Below are 18,250 nucleotides of genomic sequence, written 5' to 3' on the forward strand. Positions count from 1 at the left end.
GTCCACCATTACAAGGAACAGATATCGATTGGTATCTTGCTAAGTGCTATTAAGGTTATTCATTATAATTTTAATAGATTTAGGGTGGTAACACGTGCATACTCGCTCGTCCCTTTTATAGGGACGGGCTTTTTTTATTTTTAAAGGGGGTGGTTTAGTGGATAGCGACATTGATATTAGCGATATAATACTAAAATTTAAAAAAAATAATATTTTTGGAGGAATTACTATGAATAAATTATCAAGAAAAAGTTTAATGCTAGTTAGTTTAATGCTATTTTCAATGTTTTTTGGAGCTGGAAACTTAATCTTCCCTCCTGTACTTGGACAAATGTCAGGTACAAATCTTTTACTTTCGTTATCTGGCTTCCTTGCTTCTGCAGTAGGTCTACCGATCCTGGCTGTAGCTGTTGTTGCAAAAGCTGATGGTCTTCAAAATTTAGCTGGCAGAGTTAATAAAACCTTTGCGCTTATTTTCACATTGTTAATATATTTATCAATTGGACCATTTTTAGGCATACCTCGTGCTGCTAGTTTGTCTTTCGAAACAAGCATAGCACCATTTTTACCACCATCGGTTGTTAGTGGAGCTTTGCCTCTTTTTCTATATACATTGTGCTTCTTTGGTTTAGCTTTTTGGCTAAGTATGAATCCTAATAAATTAATGGATCGTTTTGGGAAGGTACTAACCCCTGCTATCTTAATACTTATATTAATTGTATTTATAGGTAGTTTAGTAAAACCAATTGGTAGCTTCAATGCTCCAATTGGAGATTATGCTAGCTTTCCTGTGTTAAAGGGATTCTTGGATGGATACATGACTATGGATGCCATCGCTGCACTTAATTTTGGAATAGTTGTTGCATTAGTTTTAAAGAAACAAGGAATTACAGATAAAAAAGCTTTAAGCTCCTATACAATAAAAGCTGGACTTATAGCTGGTCTTGTTTTAACTGTAATATATCTAATGCTTTCATGCCTAGGCGCTGCTGCTCAAACTAGATTTGGTGCTACAAAAAATGGAGCGCAAACATTAACAAATGTAGTATCTTATCTTTTTAATGCAAATGGTCTTATAATACTTGGTTTAACTTTTGGACTTGCTTGCCTTACAACTTGTGTTGGTCTTATAACATCATGTAGTGAATACTTCTCAAGGATGGTTCCAAAGGTTAACTATAAAATTTGGGTTACTGCAATAACACTATCTAGTATGTTATTTGCAAATGTAGGCTTAACTAAACTATTAAGTATATCCGTACCTGTTTTAACAGCCATATATCCTATGGCGATAGTACTTATTGTACTTGCATTCTCCCATAATCTATTCAAAGGTTATAGCTCTGTATATTCTTTCAGTATGCTATTTACTGCTGTTTTTAGTATATTTGATTCATTAGATCAAATTGGACTTAAAATGTCATTTTTGAGTTCTATACCTTTATCTAAGCAGGGTCTTGTTTGGGTAGTTCCATCGTTAGTTGGTGCTCTAATAGGATGGTTTTTTAGCATAGTAAAAGATTCTTCTTTTACAAAAGAAATCTCTTTAAATAAATATAACAAATAATAAAATCCAAGGGGATGCCACAATCGTGTGCATTCCTTTAATTTTTGTCTAGCACAATTTTTCCTTTTTCATTATAACTCGCTAATAAAAACTTGTTGTGATATAATTAATCTATATGGTAGATCGTTGGAAGGATACTATTTTAATTTCATATTGTTTAATAACGGAGCGCCAACTAATTTTAATGTTTCATTAAATAATTAGTTAAGGGGTCTTTTTTAGTATGAAAAATAACAGTATTGATCTTACAACTGCAGATTTAAGTGAATTACTTTAGCACATTTCAGAAGGAAAGTCCTCCACTACTCTAAGTGAGGCGTTAGAGCATAATTCGTTAATCTTTACTTTTATTAACGAATATTTTACATGAATGTAAAAATATTCGCTAAGGTTACTTTACATTTCCTACATATTGGAATATGATTAATATGAAATACTAAATTTACATTAAAAGAGGTGCCTCATGGAAATACAAACAATAAAACGCAAAAAATCTATTCGTATTAGTATAATTTCTTTTTCTATTATCTTTGTTCTATATTTAGGTATGTCAATATATTTTAATAACCATTTTTATTTTGGTTCTGTAATTAATGGCATAAATGCTTCTGGTAAAACAGTAGATGAAATAGATAAAGCCTTATTATCAAAGTGCAAAACATATACACTGAACCTTCAAGAACGAAGTGGTGTGAATGAACAACTTAAAGCTGCTGACATTGGACTTAAATATAATGCAAAGGATAAAATTCAAGTTTTAAAAGACAGTCAGAATTCTTTTGCGTGGATTTATGAAGTTTTTAATTCAAAAGCTTCTGAACTACCTGACATAGTGACCTATGATGAAAAACTATTAAAAAAACATTTTGATAAACTCTCTTGTTTTGATAACAAGAAAGCAATTAAACCTAAAAATCCTAGTTTTAAATATTCAGATACCGGCTATGTGATCGTAAAAGAAATTATGGGAAACAAAATCAATAGCAAGCATTTGTATGCAAATGTAGTAAATGCAATTCTCAAAGGCGAAACAACAATAAATTTGGAGACAACAAATCAATACATTAATCCAAAATATAATTCAAGTTCCAAAGAAGTTAAAAACACTAAAATTTTGCTTGATAAATATGTAGCTTCAAAAATCACTTATACCCATACTGGAGGTAAAGAAGTTTTAGACGGTTCTATAATACACAACTGGCTAGTAGTTAATGACAACCTTGAAATTTCATTTGATGAAAATAAAATGAAAGATTATGTAAGTAAACTGGCCAATAATTATAATACCTGTGGCAACGAAAGAGATTTTGCTACATCATACGGAACAACTGCAAAAGTCAGCGGTGGAGATTACGGATGGGAAGTTGATCTCACAGGCGAAGTCAATGATTTAATTGTATCTATAAAAGGTGGACAAACCATAACAAAGCAGCCCAAGTATGCCCAAACCGCAGTATCTCATGATGTAAATGATATTGGAAATACCTATGTAGAAATCAATTTGACAAACCAACATATGTGGTTTTATAAGCACGGTGCTCTTATTGTAGAAGGAGATGTTGTTACTGGGGGCATAAATACCCCAACACCACCAGGTGTTTATTCATTAAAATGGAAAGCAAAAAATACAAGCTTAAAGGGACCGGGTTACAATACACCTGTCAATTGCTTTATGCCATTTAATGGTGGTATTGGAATACATGGTGCACCGTGGCAATCCTCCTTTGGTGGAAGTAGATATTTGACAAATGGTTCTCATGGTTGTATAAATGCAACAGACGATATTGCAATGACGATATATAATAATATTGATGCTAATACTCCGGTTATTTGTTATTACTAGAGATTTAATAAAGTCTTAATTATTATATGTTTACCAAATAAAAGCAAATCAAAAAAACGCAAGTTAGTTAACTTGCGTTTTTTTGATTTACTTTTAGATTAGAGGTATTAAATCATCACCTGCGGTGCTGAAATGTCGTTAAAATCATAGATTTTTAAAAAATAGGAAATTATTCTTCATCCCAACATTCCACATTTTTTAATCCTGCAATAGAGTTCTTTGTGAATACAGGATTCTTACCCTGCTTTTTCTGGAAGGTGTAGTCTTTTAACGCTGCAAAAGCAATTTTACCAAGTTGGAATATAGCGATTAAATTAATTATTGCCATTAAGCCCATAAATAAATCCGCTAAATCCCAAACTATTTGAATCTTTACTACAGAGCCAACAAAAACCATACCTACAACAGTAATTCTATATAATAAAACATATATTTTATTTGAGTTAATAAATTCTATATTTGTTTCGCCATAATAGTAATTTCCTACAATTGAGCTAAATGCAAATAAGAATATACATACAGCAATAAAGGTACTTCCCCAAGCCCCAACTTGTGAGCTTAAAGCATTTTGCGTAAGCTGTATTCCAGTTAATCCTTTAGTTGTATAAGTTCCAGATAATAATATTATAAATGCTGTTGCACTACATATTAAAATTGTGTCTGTAAATACTCCTAAAGTTTGAATCAGTCCTTGTTTTACAGGGTGAGTTACTTCTGCTGTTGCTGCCGCATTAGGAGCACTTCCCATTCCAGCTTCGTTTGAGAAAAGTCCTCGTTTAATTCCCATCATCATTGCCGCACCTACACCACCGCCTAAAGCTTGTTCAAAACCAAACGCACTTCTAAATATAAGTGAAATTACTGATGGTAGCGAAGAAATGTTTTTAAGAATAACAAATATAGCTACTAACAAGTATGCAACAGCCATTATAGGAACAATAATCTCTGAAACCTTAGCCACTCTTTGAACTCCACCAAAAATTATAATTGCTGTAGATATTGATAAAATTAATCCAGTAATTACAGTTTTAACACCAAAAGCTTCTTGAAAAGCAAGTGATATAGTGTTTGATTGAACAGAGTTAAATACAAGACCAAAACATACTGTAATTAATATAGAAAAAACAATTCCCATCCATCTTTTATTAAGTGCTTTTTCCATATAGTATGCAGGCCCGCCCCTATAGCCATGTTTATCTTTAACTTTATAAATTTGAGCTAGAGTGCTTTCAACAAAGCTAGAAGCACCGCCTATTAAAGCAATTAGCCACATCCAAAATATTGCACCAGGACCACCAAGCGCTATAGCAATAGCAACTCCAGCAAGATTTCCAGTTCCAACTCTAGAAGCAGTACTTATGCAAAATGCTTGAAATGAAGATGTACCTTTCTTTTTATCAGATTTAGAAATAGATTTCCCCACACCTTCAGTTAAAAGAGAAATCATTTCTTTTAAATATCTAAATTGAACAAATTTTGTTTTAAAAGAAAAATATAGCCCCATAAAAATAAGTAGTGCAATAAGTATATAGGACCATAGAATATCATTTGTCTTTCCGATAATTGCTTGTAAAAAGTTCATCATTTTATCCTCCCATTCTTTTGTAAATTTAATATTTTATAGATATGTATCAGTTAAATTCAAGGTTATTGTACCACAGAAAAACGTAAAACCCAAAAATTAGAATATTCCGAAAGTAATGTTTTTAAAGTTATGTTAGATAATGTAGCTTCAAATTGGTTATATACAATGAATAATTTTTTAAAAAAACTTTAAACCTTTTTTCTTATTAACAAAAATATGAATATATTATCTATGCAAAATTCAAAATTCTTATTAAGATTATCACCATTTTCAATTCGCTTTAAATAGGGCTTTTAAAACTTAATTATAAAATAAAAAGCATGAGATATCCAAAATGTGGATATCTCGTGCTTTTTCTATTCAAGCTTGAAAACTCTACTAAATAAAGAGTGCTTTTTTCAGCGGCCTCATAGCTACAGAGGGGTTTTTGTATTATTTAGAATGTTACATATAGATAGTACTGCATACATAATTGTCTAGCTTTAAAACTGATTGTATATATAAGAAATTTTAACATCTGGCTGAAATAAAAATACATAACTACAGCCTAAAATGACAATAATATAAATAGTTGTCATAAAAATTATATTAGTTTTCATTTTTGTTATAAAATTTATCAATAGCTTCATTAACATATACCCAACCTTTCCAGCCTAAGTGGGAACTATCCATTAGAAAGTACTTTTCATTTTCATATTTTGAAAAATCAGCAACTTCAAATCCATAGGAATTAACCATAGTGTTTATTTTTTTATAATAAGCTAGCCTATCATTTTTATTAAATCCAGCATAGTCATACCACTTGCCGTTTACAGGAATATTTAGAAATAGTGGTTTAATTCCTTGTTCTTTACAAACATCTAGCAACAACTTAAAATCCTCATATTCAGGAGATACTTTATAAGAGTCCTTCTTCATAGACCCCTTTATTTCATGAAGATTTCCTCTAATCGCGTGTTTATACGCATTATTGTCCATACCAAACTTATTATTATTAGACTTTGATTCGGCAATCTCCGTGGCTTTTTTTAATTCCGCATTCCAGTTAATATTTGTATGCTGCGTCTCATTATATTTTGCAAGTTTAGGCTTAAGATATTTAATGCTATTTATATTGTCCTTTAACATTAATTGCTCGTATCTTATCCTGTAATAAGGAGTCATTAAATATCTCTTAGATGTACTTAATAAGTCATTATTACTATAAAGAGAGCAGTAGTCTCTCATAATATCAAAGTGTTTATTGGCCTTTTTGTTAGTAATTGATATTATTCTTTTAGAAAACTCTTGCTTTGTAGTTAAGCTAATATCCTTATTAAACAAAAATCCATATACCTGTGCTTCAGAAGAATTGGCTTCGAACTCATTTTCATTAATGCCGTTCTTTAAAAACCATTGTGGAGAAAGTACAAAAACCACTGTTCCCCCCCTAAGTTCCTTACCAATTGCTCCAAAATTAGCAGTATGTACTAAGGATTTATAACCTCCTTGTCCTATAAGATTGATTTGGAAACCATTTTTTTTATCATTAAAAACTTTAATTGGATGAGTAGAATATGAAGTAGTTTTTACAACTTCAGAGGAACCAAACATAAAAAGATTATCACCTTGTCTTGCTCCCATGCTTTGAAGTGCTACGCTTTTAAATTTATATGCAGATAAATTTTCTCCGAATTTATCATAATATTTTTTTGAAATAAGACCTTTATAATAGCTTTGATAACAAAATAAAAAGCCAATACTAATAATAATAGAACAAGCGAAAGCTATGACCTTTTTCATTACATTCTACATTCAGAGAGAGTTTGAATGTATTCAATAATTTTGTTTGGCGTTTCTATATCTCCTCTTTCAACAATTGCAGGATCAAGTTTAATTTTAGCTTTATCCTCTAATTCTACAATCAGTTCAATAATTCCTAATGAATCCAATCTTCCGCTATCAAATAAATTCACATCACTTTCGTTATGTAAATCCTCACCAGTAATTTCTTCTAATATACTATAAATTAATTCTTGCATATAAATTCCTCCTTCTATTTAAATAAATATCCTGAAAATATTAAAAAACTAAAACATATCAAATTAAAGGTTACAAAAGTTGAAGCAATTTTAAAACAACCCTTTCCTTTGATTTTTTTGTAGAGTACTTTTCTCTGAAAATAATCTGTAACTATGATTAAAATCCCATGAAAAGCACCGTAAACAACATAATTCAACTGAATTCCATGCCATAGCCCCATGGTTATCATGTTTATCATGAAACCAATGTAGGAAGCTGTATATCTACTCTTGAACCACTTTTTCTTAATTGCAGTCATTACGAATCTATTATAAATAAAATCTCTAAACCAAAAAGATAAGCTCATGTGCCATCTGTTCCAAAAATCTTTTATATCTTTACTTATAAATGGAAGATTAAAGTTTTCAGGCGTTTTTATTCCCATTATGTAGCTTACGCCTATTGCAATTAAACTGTAACCGGCAAAATCAAAAAACAAATAAAAGCTATAAGAATACATATATTTAATTACATTTATTAAAGTGTGTGGTCTTAATGATATTACATTAATAAAATGTTGTTGTATATAATATCCTATTAAGAATTTGTAACCTATTCCCTGTAGAATCTTAAATAGTCCATCACCTAAATATTCAACATATTGTCTTGGCTTTATAACCTTATTGCTTTCCTCAGTAAATCTAAGTGAGCGGTCAATGGGTCCAGAACTTAATGTTGGAAAAAATAACATAAAATAAGCAAGATCAAAAATATTTATTTTGGTAATATACCCATCAAAAATTTGTATTAACATCTGAATAACTTTGAAAGTTAAATAAGAAATCCCTAGAAATCCAAGCTCTCTGTGTATAAGTATATTGCTAAACTTTGAGTAGATTAAAGGTGACAGACCTATAAATATCATTATCCAAAGTAACCATCTTTGTTTAAACTTTTTCACTATAAAGCTGTAAATAATAATTAACAAAAATTCCATTATAAAAAATATAATTAAATATTTAATTTGCTGTTTTGATTTACCAAAAATTAAATACATCATAAATAAGCTTGCCGGTAGTCCATACCATTTTATCCTTTTGCCAAGCAAACCAACAACAATTGCTGGAATTAGCACTAAAATCATTATATAGAAATACAAAAAATCTCCATAAGGAAGCATTTAAAATTCCTCCATTATCTTTTTTCTGTCAATTTTTCCATTTCCATTTATCGGTAAAACTTCTATTACCTTTACTTTGCGAGGTATCATATATGAAGGCAGTAAATCCTTCAAGGAATTTTTAACTAAGATAATTATGTTTCCTTCATATTTATCATTTAGCACTACAGCTGTTGCTAAATATTTAATTTTACCTCTTTCTTTAATAGGTACTACAACTGCATTTTTAATGAAAGGAAGTATTCTTATATTGTTTTCAATATCTTCAATTTCAACTCTATAACCATGAAGTTTAATTTGATTATCTATTCGTCCCTCATAATATAATAGACCATTAGCTATATAACCCGTATCTCCGGTCCTGTATCCCCTCTTTTTAACATCTAAAATTTCTTTTTCAAAAAAATTTTTTTCTGTTAAAATAGGCTCAGCAAAGTACCCTATACTTACGCTATCACCTACTATCAATATTTCATTTGTATTTTCTTCTATGATTATTTCACAGTCTTTTTTTACGTACCCAACTGGAAGCTTTCCTTTACTTAAAAGCATTTCTTTCTTTATTTCAATTGCAGTTACTGCTACTGTTGCCTCTGTTGGCCCATAGAAATTTATTATTTTAATTTTAGGGAATCTTTCGAATAATTTTCTTACGCATTCCTTAGAAAGTGTTTCTCCACAGAATAACAACTGCCTCAATTTGGGTAATAACTTTTCATTAAATTGCTCACTTTGTAAACACATTTCTGCGAAGGACGGAGTGGAAACCCAAGTTGTAATTCCCGAAGACTTAAAATCAATAAAAAGCTCAGGTAAATTAGCTATCATCTCTTTATCAATACTATATAGTATTGAACCAGAAACCAATGATAAATAAGTATCCATAACAGATAAATCAAAAGAAAAAGGTGCTTGATTCATAAATATTTTATCTTTTTTATCAGTTAAATCCATACTCCAATCAATGAAGCTTTGAATACAATTTTTAGTTATCTGAACTCCCTTTGGATTACCAGTACTTCCTGAAGTATATATAATATAATAAACTTCTTCATCCTTAATTCTATAACCTATATTTGGTATTTTATTCCCATGTTGTAATAAATGTTCTTCTATTTCACTCTTATTCAATGTTGTTTCTGCTTGAATATCAATTAAATCATCTGATGTGTTTATAATTAATTTAGCACCAGAAATAAATACAATATCTCTAAGCCTTGTAGTTGGTGTTGAGCTATCCACTGGAATATATGCATGTCCACTTTTTACACAGGCTAAAAAACATATAAGCATTAAATGATCTTTATGTCCAAAAACTATTATTGGAGTTTTATCTTTTCCAAATAAATCTATAATATTTACAGCAAGTGAATCAGATTTTGTTTTTAATTCCCTATAGGTTAAGTTACTATTCCTATACATATGAGCTACTTTATCGCCTGTACAATAGCTTTCGATTGTATCAATAAAGTCCATAAATATGCCTCCTCTCTATATTTCAAAAATCTATTTTTTTGCTTAATTATCCATTTTACCTTGCCTCCATTCATATGCGCTTTTACAATTTATGGTATAAAGTTGCTATATGTAAAACTTCCCATGTAATTATAAGGCATATTGGGTACAAATGTATACATAAAAGTAAAAATAAATAAAACACATTATAATATTGTTAATTTTTGTAGAATCTTACTCCTTTGTATTAAATCATCTTCTGCGGAGCTGTAATATTAACGACTTCTGAAATGTCGTTAATATAGAAGCACAAAAAGATTTTATGCTTATTTAAAAAAGCCCTCAAATGATTGGTTTTCAATCGCTTGAGGACTTTCTTTATCTGTATGACCTTCCCTTTAGAAAGACCTGTAGCTTTAATTATTATATTCTGAACTTGCTGTCAAATAATCACCAATCCCCTATTCGCAAATTGGAATCTCTATTGTTACCTGTGCGCCATAAGTTACAAGTGAATTATCCATATGGAGGGTCCCCCCATGGAGATTTACAAATGATTGGGTAATGTACATCCCTATCCCATAATGACTTTTCGATGCACGGCTACAATCACCCATATAAAATCGTTTTGTGGCTGATTTGATATCCTCGCTTGAAAAACCCTTTCCACTATCTGTCGTAATGAATCTTATTTTATTATCCATGGATTTTACCTCAAAATAAATTTTTCCGTTACTTGGGGAGTAATCCACCGCATTTGAAATAACATTCATAATGGCACGTTGAAGTAGCAACTTATCAATCATAATCGACCTAGGAATATAAGTTTTAGTAAACTCAACTTTAAGTCCCTTGGTATTTGCAATGGCTTCAAGCTGCTCTTGAATTGTGTCAATAAAATTTTCAAAATCTATCCTTTCCAGTTGTAGAAAAAGAGTTATTTCTGAATTTGAAATATCAATCAGTGTTTTGATATACTGATCAATCTGCCTTGTATTTGTTGAAATATAGTCAATATATTCCTGTTGCTCCTTATCTAATGTTGAATCTGATATCAATTCAGCATTTCCTTTGATAATTGTTAGTGGAGTTTTAAGATCATGGGCAAGAGCAGAAATCTGCTCCTTCTTTGTTTGTTCTATATTCCATTGCTGTTCTAATGATTTTTTTAATTCTGTTTTCATGTCTGATATTGATAAAAGTACATCATTGAATTCTTTAATTCCTGAATATTTTATGTCAAAGTCCAAATCCTGCTCCTTGATTTTTTCAGTAGCTTGCAGGAGGGGCCTTAGATGCTTATTTAGGTTTTTCGCATAAATAGTAGTAATGATTAAAATAATGAAAAAATATAAAGCGGCAAAAGTTATAATCATGATTTTTTCGGGATCTGGTAAATGCTTATTTAAAAACTCAGATTGGTAGCTCATTTGAACATAGTACTCTAAAACACAAAACCCATCTTCCCTTTCAATGAAATAGTAGTTCTTTTTGCTTACACTTTTAAGGTAAGTACCCTTAGCATATTCTGTTGCGGTAAGTAAGTCCTGACCCTCTAAATTTGTTTTTACAACCTGATATTCTTTATCGAAAACAGCAAATTTACATCCATAGGGTATCATGTTTTCTGTGATTTTCGGTGTAGATGCAAGTAATGGTTTAGCGCTCCTAGCCAAATCCTCGCAGTAACTCGGTATAAGAATCACACCATTTCTTACGCCTAGATTAAAAATTCCCATATATAGTCCTGCGAAAACAATAAATGTAACTCCTAAAATTAATAGATACTTAAAAAAGACCGCCTTTAACGTAAAAGCTTTTTTCTTTACTTCCATTTGTACCCTATCCCCCATACCGTCTCAATTGGTGACAGTTCAAACACAGCTATCTTTGCCCGTATGTTTTTAACGTGCTCCGTAATAGCTGAGCTGTCACTTTCTCCATCATACCCATAAACACCTTCGTATATTTTGTCCTTTGAAAAAACCTGGCCTTGATTTCTGGCAAGAAATTCGCATATGTTATATTCACTTTTGGTAAAAGGAATTTTTTTATCATCCACTAAAATTTCCTTACCAGCTAAATCAAACTTCACCCCGGATACACAAAGAGTACTTCGCCTTTCACGGTTTTCCCGCCTAAGATAAGCATTTACTCTGGCTCTTAGTTCCCCCACTCCAAATGGCTTCGTAATGTAATCATCCGCGCCAAGCCCTAAACCATACATAATATCTATTTCCATAGTTTTTGCTGTAAGAAAAATAATAGGACAGTCTACAATACCACGAATCTCCTTACAAAAAGTAAATCCATCCATACCCGGCATCATGACATCAAGTAAAATCAAATCAAAGTTTGAAAATTCACTAGTTAAAATTTTTTCAGGATTCACAACTGTAGTTACCAAATGATTATCTTTCTGAAGAATATTTTTAATTAAAGCCAGGATATCAGGTTCATCATCGATAACCAGAATTTTTGCCATATTCCTCACTCCTCGCATGTTGTCTATATATAGTATAACGTCAAAATATTATCAAATCAACTTATATTATCCATAAATCCCAAATTAAAATGACGTTTATTCTGAGCAATAATCATATTTGATGGCCGTTTTATCAGTAGACGAGCTTCCTACCGGAATCGCTTTGTAAAAGTTGTTATCCACTTGGACGGCGATGGCTTCTTTACTATCTATACCTTTTATTGAACAAACACTTTGAAAAAAGACAATAAACTTCGCATCTTTGGGAAGATCCTTTTTTACATCCTCTATTGTTAATTGGGCAGACAAATCAATTTCCTTTTGTTTAAGTATACAATTATTTTTATCAATAACTGCCACTTTATCAATAATTCCGTTCCATCCTCCAATTTTAGATCTATCCAATGAAACATTTGAAATTTGATAAGTTATTTCCTTATAACTGATTTGAGTAGCATTTTTAGCATTGATTTTGCAAACAATTTTATCTTTAATTGCATAGTTCCTTACTTTTTTAATTATAGTATCTTTTGCAAAATACCCTATTACTAATGTACAAAATAAAACTGTGAACAAAATTACAAACTTTCTTTTTATCTTCATAACAATTCCTTCTTATTTATATGACTTTCTTCCTTCCCACTTTTTGAACCAAAATAAACTTGCAACAAAGGCTATACATATGGCAAATAACATAACAGATAATCCTTGCTTCGTATCAAGCGTTACAACAGCACTTGTAAAATGATCGGCCCACTCTGCAACTAGGTAATCGCAAAATCTCACGCTCCACGCACATGGAATAAAACGCCATATATTGTCTCCAAGACCAGTAAGCATCAGAGCAGAAATCAGACTTTCGAAAACTCCAAGCCCTGTGGAAGCTCCTTTTCCAAATTGAAGACTTATGAACACATGCAAGATATAGATGAATATATTTCCTAGAACTAATGCTCCTGCGGCTTTCAAGTAAAATATATTGGGCATTGTTTGGAATCCAAGTGCAAAGATCCCTACAGCAAGTGTTATAGAAAAGGTTCCCAATAAAAGCAAAATAATTAGCTTACTCAAATACGTGGTGCATTTTGATTTTGTACTGCACAGTAGTGTTTGAAAATTTCCAGCTTGCTCTTCCTGCTCAATTACTATCCCACTGATTATTCCTATCATCAAAGGAAATGCAATTGCTAGGACCTCCAGATACCCACTTATTTTTTTTAATGCGCTCCATGAAGATAATCTATAATACGCCAAAAACATGAATGCTCCCGCAAGTGGGATAAGTAAATGAATCCATGGAATAGAAGTATGTCTTAATTTATAAAAATCCGATTTTATACATCTAATTAAAGCAATCATATTAATTAACCTCCTGTTTTTCAAACCAATTAGCGGTAATAATCAGTAGCAAGATAAACAGGGCAACTGACAAAACAATTCCAATTGGAATCACGACTGGATTTCGTAGCGAATCTCCTATGCCTGCTAGCTCTCCATTTGGCAAAATTCCAAGAACGGAACACATAATACGTGACGTCCAACTATAAGGAGAAATCCACCACATTGATGTACTTACAGCCATAACATTTAATACAGCTCCAACTCCAGCGTTTATCAAAACTGTCCCTAGCATTCCCAGTTTATTCGCTAAAAACATACAAAGTGGAATCTGCCATAAAGATGTAACTGCAATCAAACCAGCTCCGGCAAATGCACTAAAAGCCGGTACGGGAGTGATCCTTAGATAACTTCCTAAAAAAATTCCAACTATAAAAACCATACATGAGAAAGTCATATAAATCCCATTTACCAAAACTTTTGAAATCCACACTTTTTTTAGTGAAATTGGCAGACCAAATACAGCCCTATAGCGCAACTTTTTTTGCTCCGCATCGTTAGTCATTACTGCCATTATTGAAATATATCCGGGCAAAATCATCATGTACCACCAATTGAAGCTATTGGATTCAAAATATTTTCCGGTCATAAATCCAAATAACAAAGTAACTATAGGTGCGATAATAATCAGTTTTTTTATAAATATTCTCTCACATTTCAAATTTTCAGCCTGTAAATATTTAAGCATTATAAATCCTCCTTCCTGTTCTTTTTCACAACCTCTGTGAAAAGCACCTCCAAATCTTCACCAGGATTAATTTTGCCGTTATACCCGAGTACCCCATTGCTTATGATGCCAATGTGATCTGCAATAAGTTCAACCTCAGACAATATATGACTGGAGAGGATGACTGTCATTCCCTGCGCCGGGAAAGAACGTATTAACTCACGTAAATCTTGTATTCCAAGAGGATCCAGGCCATTTGTAGGCTCATCCAAAATTAGCAATTTGGGTTTATTTAGTAGTGCAATTGCAATTCCAAGCCTTTGCTTCATTCCCATAGAAAACTGTCCTGCCTGCTTTTTTCCTGTATTCGTCAAATCCACAATTTCCAGTACTTCTTTAATACGGGAATCTGGGAGTCCTAAAAGAATAGCTCGTACTTTCAGGTTTTCAACAGCCGTAAGATTTTCATAAAGAGGTGGAGATTCAATCAAAACTCCTATATTAGAAAGATCCGATCTACTCCACTGATGATCCTCAAAAATTATTTCTCCTGATGTTGGATGAAGCATTCCCGTAACCATTTTTAATAGAGTTGATTTTCCGGCACCATTCGGGCCTAGCAATCCATAGACAGAATTTTTCTCAATGGACAGCGAAATGTTGTTTACTGCACGCTGTTTTTTAAAAGTCTTGCAAAGATTTTTTGTTTGTAAAATGTAATTATTCATATTCATCACCCTTTCGTTTACTATAGTTTTATAATACTAAGTAATTATAAGGATTCTATAAGGATTTTATTTTTTCTGCTATTAATTGAGTTCTTAGAATGAATGCTTCGCCTTGATGACACTTACAATACAGATACATCAGCCATCCACGTAAAAAAAGGCCCTATCATGGATTTAATATCCATAATACAGCCCTTTCTTCACTTTTTTTTAGAAATTTCTTTTAAATCTATGGTTCCTTCTTTTTCTCTTATTTAAATTAATCATTCTTATTATAACCGCTATTCCTATTAAAAATAAAATAAATATCCCAGTAGCCATAATGTATATATGCATATTGTTTTTTAGTAAAGATCCTTTCGAAACTGTTGAATACAGCTTGTAAGTTTTGACCTTCCCCTTTTCAGTTAATGTCAAAGTTCCAACGCTCTTATTTCCTTTAAGACTAGAAACAGACATACTGGTTAAGTTTATATTTTCCTTCAAATCTTTTTTGTTTGCTTCGTTGTTGTAATAGCTAACATCCTCTTTAGCTACCAGTGGTACACTAATAGTTTTCTCTGGACCAAAGAATCCAAGCGGTTTGTATTTTAATGTTTCAGTTCTTATAACAGAATTATTTGCATGTAATACTTCTTTCTGTAAATTATAGCTATAGTTAATTATATTTTCCATATCAATGAAAACATAAGTGTCTTTGGCATCCATAACTGATCCCATAACAACTCCCATAATTTCTCTACCATTTCTTTCATAAAAGGCTACAAGACATCTTCCGGCTTGTGAAGTATATCCTGTTTTCCCACCAATACAACCATCTACGCCAAGAAGCTTGTTGCTATTTTCAATTTTAAATGTTGTACCTTTTGATGTTGATATGGTACTTTTCTTTTTAGTCATTGATTCTTTTACCCATGGGTTTAAAAATGCAGCTCTAGCCAATATACTCATATCATAAGGCGTAGTATAATGATTGGGACGCGAAAGCCCATTAGGAGTTACAAAATGAGTTCCTGTCATGTTCAATTGGGCTGCCTTATCATTCATCGTTTTCTCAAAGTTTGTACCATTTCCTGAGACGTCGTCTGCAATCATATAGGCCAGATCATTCGCTGAAAACAGTGACAGTCCATCCATTACGTCAGCACCTGACATAGTTTCATCAAGTCCAATTGGATGAAAATTAACATTTAATGAATCCGCAGGCTGGATTTTTGCACTTTGCGTATATTTTATTTCATCAGTTTTTTCCCTGTTCTCAGCGAGCAATAGCGCGGTCATTAACTTTGTTGTACTTGCTGGGTACGTTAGCTTGTCAACATTTTTTGCGTAAATTATTTCACCAGTTGCAACATCTACAGTGATGGCTGCTTTCCCATATATTGTTGGTAAACTAGTAGTGTCATTACTACTAACTGCGAAAACATTTAAGTTCATAGAAAATACTAGAAATAAAACAATCAGAGTAAATTTTTTTTTGTATTTCAACTTTCATCTCTCCATTACTATAATTTATTTGCATACATTATAAAATACAATTGAAAATAAGACTTTTCAACAGATAATATTTGATTGTATAAAGGTATATTATAGCACATATATGGTTATTAGCACATTACCATTTTAATCTTGTTTCATAAATCGACTTTATTTTTCTGTTAAAATAAGCAATGCGCGCCTACCGAGTTTCGCAAAATAATTTGCACTTGGTAGAATTACCGCATCATCTACTGTAAATTTAGGATGATGAAGTGAATGTTAATACCAATATCATAAAAACGGTATAGCCAAATATCGCTATACCGTTTCTGATTATTGTATTTTTCACTCTATCTATATCCGTTTTTTTTATCTATTGCCTCTTCTCTAATTTCTGTTCTCATGCCTGTAATAGCTTCTTTTCTTCTCTCATTTTTTTCCTCTAATGGTTTTATAATTTTTTCGTCATCTGTTTTTTCAATAGCTTCTTCCGCAAGGTTAAAATTTTCAATAGAATTATCAATATTCTCCTGAATTTTATCTACATTATCTCTTCTGTCATCTGGTTTGTTTTTCATAATTTCATCTCCCCTTTTGTTTAATTTAATAAACTATCTTTTATTATTATATCTACAAAAATATTTATTATACGACTAATCTTAAAAGAAGAAACACAAAGACATTAATGTTTAAATATATCTATTTGTTAGCAATGAATAAGTATATAACTACATGCTCAAACTATATTGTATGGAATAAACCAAAGGAAGTGTATGACTATGCTTAAAAATAACATATTAAAAAATTTGCTGATTATTAATTTAATTTTTTTGGCCATACTTCTTTTCAGTAAGATGTTCTTTGTTCATAAAATTATAATTATACTTTTTAAATCATTTTTAACTCCTTTTATATTTTCTGTGTTTTTGTTTTATATTATGAACCCATTAAATACAATTTTCATGAAAAAAGGTTTAAATCCAAGCACCTCGGCTCTATTAACATTAATCTTTGGAGTATCCATTGGCACAGGTGCTATAACTTTTTTTAGTAATTATATTGCAATTCAGTTTAATGGAACAATAGAAGAACTAACCAATTTTATGAAAAGCCAAGACCCTGTTAATCAAATAATGAATAAAATTAATAACTATATACCCCCTGAGATTTATAAAACATTTGCAAATATAGCTAATACTTATACGCATAATCATAATTTGGTTCAAACCCTTACGTTTGCAGTAAAGTATGCAATGCACACATTTTCAACTCTATTTCTTGTGTTAATAATATTATTTTTTTTGCTTAAAGATGGTTGTAAATTTAAAGATAAAATCATGTGCATAATCCCTAAAAAATATGGAAAACTTGTTTTGAAAATTCTTTTTGAGAGTAATAAGGTATTGGATGCTTATGTTACAGGCCAAGCAAAAGTAGCTCTTTCTTTATCTATTATGATATTTATTGCCTACAAAATAATAGGCATTCCCAATGCTCTACTTTTCTCCTCAATAACTTTTATTTTGGCTTTTATTCCTTTTATAGGTTTTTTCATTTCCATGATTATTCCCTCTATCATTGCTTTAAGCATGGGATTTCTTATGATAGTAAAACTTATAATTGTATTCATCATTGTACAAACTTTAAAAGGAAGGGTTGTTGTGCCTGCAATTATGTCTCACGCAATGAAAATTCACCCTCTAACTGACATCTTCTTAGTAATAGGCGCAGTTGCAGTAGGTGGACCTTTGGCTGCCTTTGCTGTTGTCCCTATTTATGCCATTATTAAAACAATATTATCTAACTTGTATGAATGCGGCATAATTAAAAAATTCAACAACTAATTCCACTTAAAAAAGATT

16 protein-coding genes and 1 other annotated feature (1 of these 17 running past the window's edge) are annotated in these 18,250 nt (G+C 31.3%); of the genes, 3 read left to right on the forward strand and 13 right to left on the reverse strand.

Annotated elements, in window-relative coordinates:
• Nucleotides 1-117: a binding site (T-box leader), on the forward strand (it extends 138 nt beyond the left edge of the window).
• Nucleotides 118-229: 112 nt separating this feature from the next.
• Nucleotides 230-1,567, forward strand: a complete 1,338-nt coding sequence (gene brnQ / locus ACWJJT_RS04685) for a branched-chain amino acid transport system II carrier protein (protein ID WP_462956214.1) — start codon at nucleotides 230-232, stop codon at nucleotides 1,565-1,567.
• Between the two features lie 463 nt (nucleotides 1,568-2,030).
• On the forward strand, nucleotides 2,031-3,410 hold the full coding sequence (locus tag ACWJJT_RS04690) for a L,D-transpeptidase family protein (RefSeq protein ID WP_462956215.1): 1,380 nt from the start codon (nucleotides 2,031-2,033) through the stop codon (nucleotides 3,408-3,410).
• A gap of 169 nt (nucleotides 3,411-3,579) precedes the next feature.
• Here the strand turns inward: ACWJJT_RS04690 and ACWJJT_RS04695 are convergent, their stop codons facing one another.
• The 13 genes from ACWJJT_RS04695 to tlp form a co-directional block, all read right to left on the reverse strand.
• The gene (locus ACWJJT_RS04695) at nucleotides 3,580-4,992 is read right to left on the reverse strand and encodes an alanine/glycine:cation symporter family protein (protein WP_462956740.1); all 1,413 of its coding nucleotides are present in this window, start codon (nucleotides 4,990-4,992) and stop codon (nucleotides 3,580-3,582) included.
• Between the two features lie 591 nt (nucleotides 4,993-5,583).
• Complete coding sequence (dltD, locus tag ACWJJT_RS04700; RefSeq protein WP_462956216.1) at nucleotides 5,584-6,777, reverse strand: D-alanyl-lipoteichoic acid biosynthesis protein DltD; 1,194 nt, start codon at nucleotides 6,775-6,777, stop codon at nucleotides 5,584-5,586.
• A complete protein-coding gene (locus tag ACWJJT_RS04705; protein ID WP_220286951.1) occupies nucleotides 6,777-7,016 on the reverse strand; it encodes a phosphopantetheine-binding protein in 240 nt (79 codons plus the stop codon). The genes dltD and ACWJJT_RS04705 overlap by 1 nt, the downstream gene beginning before the upstream one ends.
• Nucleotides 7,017-7,030: 14 nt before the next feature.
• Nucleotides 7,031-8,176: a D-alanyl-lipoteichoic acid biosynthesis protein DltB gene (gene dltB / locus ACWJJT_RS04710; RefSeq protein ID WP_462956217.1), complete on the reverse strand. Its 1,146-nt coding sequence runs from the start codon at nucleotides 8,174-8,176 to the stop codon at nucleotides 7,031-7,033.
• Nucleotides 8,177-9,652: a D-alanine--poly(phosphoribitol) ligase subunit DltA gene (gene dltA, locus ACWJJT_RS04715; RefSeq protein ID WP_462956218.1), complete on the reverse strand. Its 1,476-nt coding sequence runs from the start codon at nucleotides 9,650-9,652 to the stop codon at nucleotides 8,177-8,179.
• Between the two features lie 440 nt (nucleotides 9,653-10,092).
• On the reverse strand, nucleotides 10,093-11,466 hold the full coding sequence (locus ACWJJT_RS04720) for a sensor histidine kinase (protein WP_462956219.1): 1,374 nt from the start codon (nucleotides 11,464-11,466) through the stop codon (nucleotides 10,093-10,095).
• Complete coding sequence (locus ACWJJT_RS04725) at nucleotides 11,457-12,116, reverse strand: response regulator transcription factor (RefSeq protein ID WP_462956220.1); 660 nt, start codon at nucleotides 12,114-12,116, stop codon at nucleotides 11,457-11,459. Before ACWJJT_RS04725 ends, ACWJJT_RS04720 begins: the two co-directional genes overlap by 10 nt.
• A 96-nt stretch (nucleotides 12,117-12,212) precedes the next feature.
• Nucleotides 12,213-12,719, reverse strand: a complete 507-nt coding sequence (locus ACWJJT_RS04730) for a NisI/SpaI family lantibiotic immunity lipoprotein (RefSeq protein ID WP_462956221.1) — start codon at nucleotides 12,717-12,719, stop codon at nucleotides 12,213-12,215.
• Nucleotides 12,720-12,731: 12 nt separating this feature from the next.
• The gene (locus ACWJJT_RS04735; protein WP_462956222.1) at nucleotides 12,732-13,475 is read right to left on the reverse strand and encodes a lantibiotic immunity ABC transporter MutG family permease subunit; all 744 of its coding nucleotides are present in this window, start codon (nucleotides 13,473-13,475) and stop codon (nucleotides 12,732-12,734) included.
• A gap of 1 nt (nucleotide 13,476) precedes the next feature.
• On the reverse strand, nucleotides 13,477-14,202 hold the full coding sequence (locus ACWJJT_RS04740) for a lantibiotic immunity ABC transporter MutE/EpiE family permease subunit (RefSeq protein WP_462956223.1): 726 nt from the start codon (nucleotides 14,200-14,202) through the stop codon (nucleotides 13,477-13,479).
• Nucleotides 14,202-14,909, reverse strand: coding sequence for a lantibiotic protection ABC transporter ATP-binding protein (locus tag ACWJJT_RS04745; protein WP_462956224.1), 708 nt, complete (start codon nucleotides 14,907-14,909; stop codon nucleotides 14,202-14,204). Before ACWJJT_RS04745 ends, ACWJJT_RS04740 begins: the two co-directional genes overlap by 1 nt.
• A 210-nt stretch (nucleotides 14,910-15,119) precedes the next feature.
• Entirely contained in the window at nucleotides 15,120-16,346 is a 1,227-nt protein-coding gene (locus tag ACWJJT_RS04750; protein WP_462956741.1) for a D-alanyl-D-alanine carboxypeptidase family protein, read from the reverse strand.
• A 392-nt stretch (nucleotides 16,347-16,738) separates the two neighbouring features.
• Nucleotides 16,739-16,966, reverse strand: coding sequence for a small acid-soluble spore protein Tlp (tlp, locus tag ACWJJT_RS04755; RefSeq protein ID WP_462956225.1), 228 nt, complete (start codon nucleotides 16,964-16,966; stop codon nucleotides 16,739-16,741).
• Nucleotides 16,967-17,167: 201 nt separating this feature from the next.
• Between tlp and ACWJJT_RS04760 the strand changes: the two genes are divergently transcribed.
• Nucleotides 17,168-18,232, forward strand: a complete 1,065-nt coding sequence (locus ACWJJT_RS04760) for an AI-2E family transporter (protein WP_462956226.1) — start codon at nucleotides 17,168-17,170, stop codon at nucleotides 18,230-18,232.
• The last annotated feature ends 18 nt before the right edge of the window (nucleotides 18,233-18,250 follow it).

It is taken from the genome of Clostridium sp. CM041, from assembly GCF_055081035.1.

Coding starts and splice junctions, on each gene's coding strand:
- brnQ (WP_462956214.1), top strand. CDS start 230: ATGAATAAATTATCAAGAAAAAGTTTAATGCTAGTTAGTTTAATGCTA.
- ACWJJT_RS04690 (WP_462956215.1), top strand. CDS start 2,031: ATGGAAATACAAACAATAAAACGCAAAAAATCTATTCGTATTAGTATA.
- ACWJJT_RS04695 (WP_462956740.1), bottom strand. CDS start 4,992: ATGAACTTTTTACAAGCAATTATCGGAAAGACAAATGATATTCTATGG.
- dltD (WP_462956216.1), bottom strand. CDS start 6,777: ATGAAAAAGGTCATAGCTTTCGCTTGTTCTATTATTATTAGTATTGGC.
- ACWJJT_RS04705 (WP_220286951.1), bottom strand. CDS start 7,016: ATGCAAGAATTAATTTATAGTATATTAGAAGAAATTACTGGTGAGGAT.
- dltB (WP_462956217.1), bottom strand. CDS start 8,176: ATGCTTCCTTATGGAGATTTTTTGTATTTCTATATAATGATTTTAGTG.
- dltA (WP_462956218.1), bottom strand. CDS start 9,652: ATGGACTTTATTGATACAATCGAAAGCTATTGTACAGGCGATAAAGTA.
- ACWJJT_RS04720 (WP_462956219.1), bottom strand. CDS start 11,466: ATGGAAGTAAAGAAAAAAGCTTTTACGTTAAAGGCGGTCTTTTTTAAG.
- ACWJJT_RS04725 (WP_462956220.1), bottom strand. CDS start 12,116: ATGGCAAAAATTCTGGTTATCGATGATGAACCTGATATCCTGGCTTTA.
- ACWJJT_RS04730 (WP_462956221.1), bottom strand. CDS start 12,719: ATGAAGATAAAAAGAAAGTTTGTAATTTTGTTCACAGTTTTATTTTGT.
- ACWJJT_RS04735 (WP_462956222.1), bottom strand. CDS start 13,475: ATGATTGCTTTAATTAGATGTATAAAATCGGATTTTTATAAATTAAGA.
- ACWJJT_RS04740 (WP_462956223.1), bottom strand. CDS start 14,202: ATGCTTAAATATTTACAGGCTGAAAATTTGAAATGTGAGAGAATATTT.
- ACWJJT_RS04745 (WP_462956224.1), bottom strand. CDS start 14,909: ATGAATAATTACATTTTACAAACAAAAAATCTTTGCAAGACTTTTAAA.
- ACWJJT_RS04750 (WP_462956741.1), bottom strand. CDS start 16,346: ATGAACTTAAATGTTTTCGCAGTTAGTAGTAATGACACTACTAGTTTA.
- tlp (WP_462956225.1), bottom strand. CDS start 16,966: ATGAAAAACAAACCAGATGACAGAAGAGATAATGTAGATAAAATTCAG.
- ACWJJT_RS04760 (WP_462956226.1), top strand. CDS start 17,168: ATGCTTAAAAATAACATATTAAAAAATTTGCTGATTATTAATTTAATT.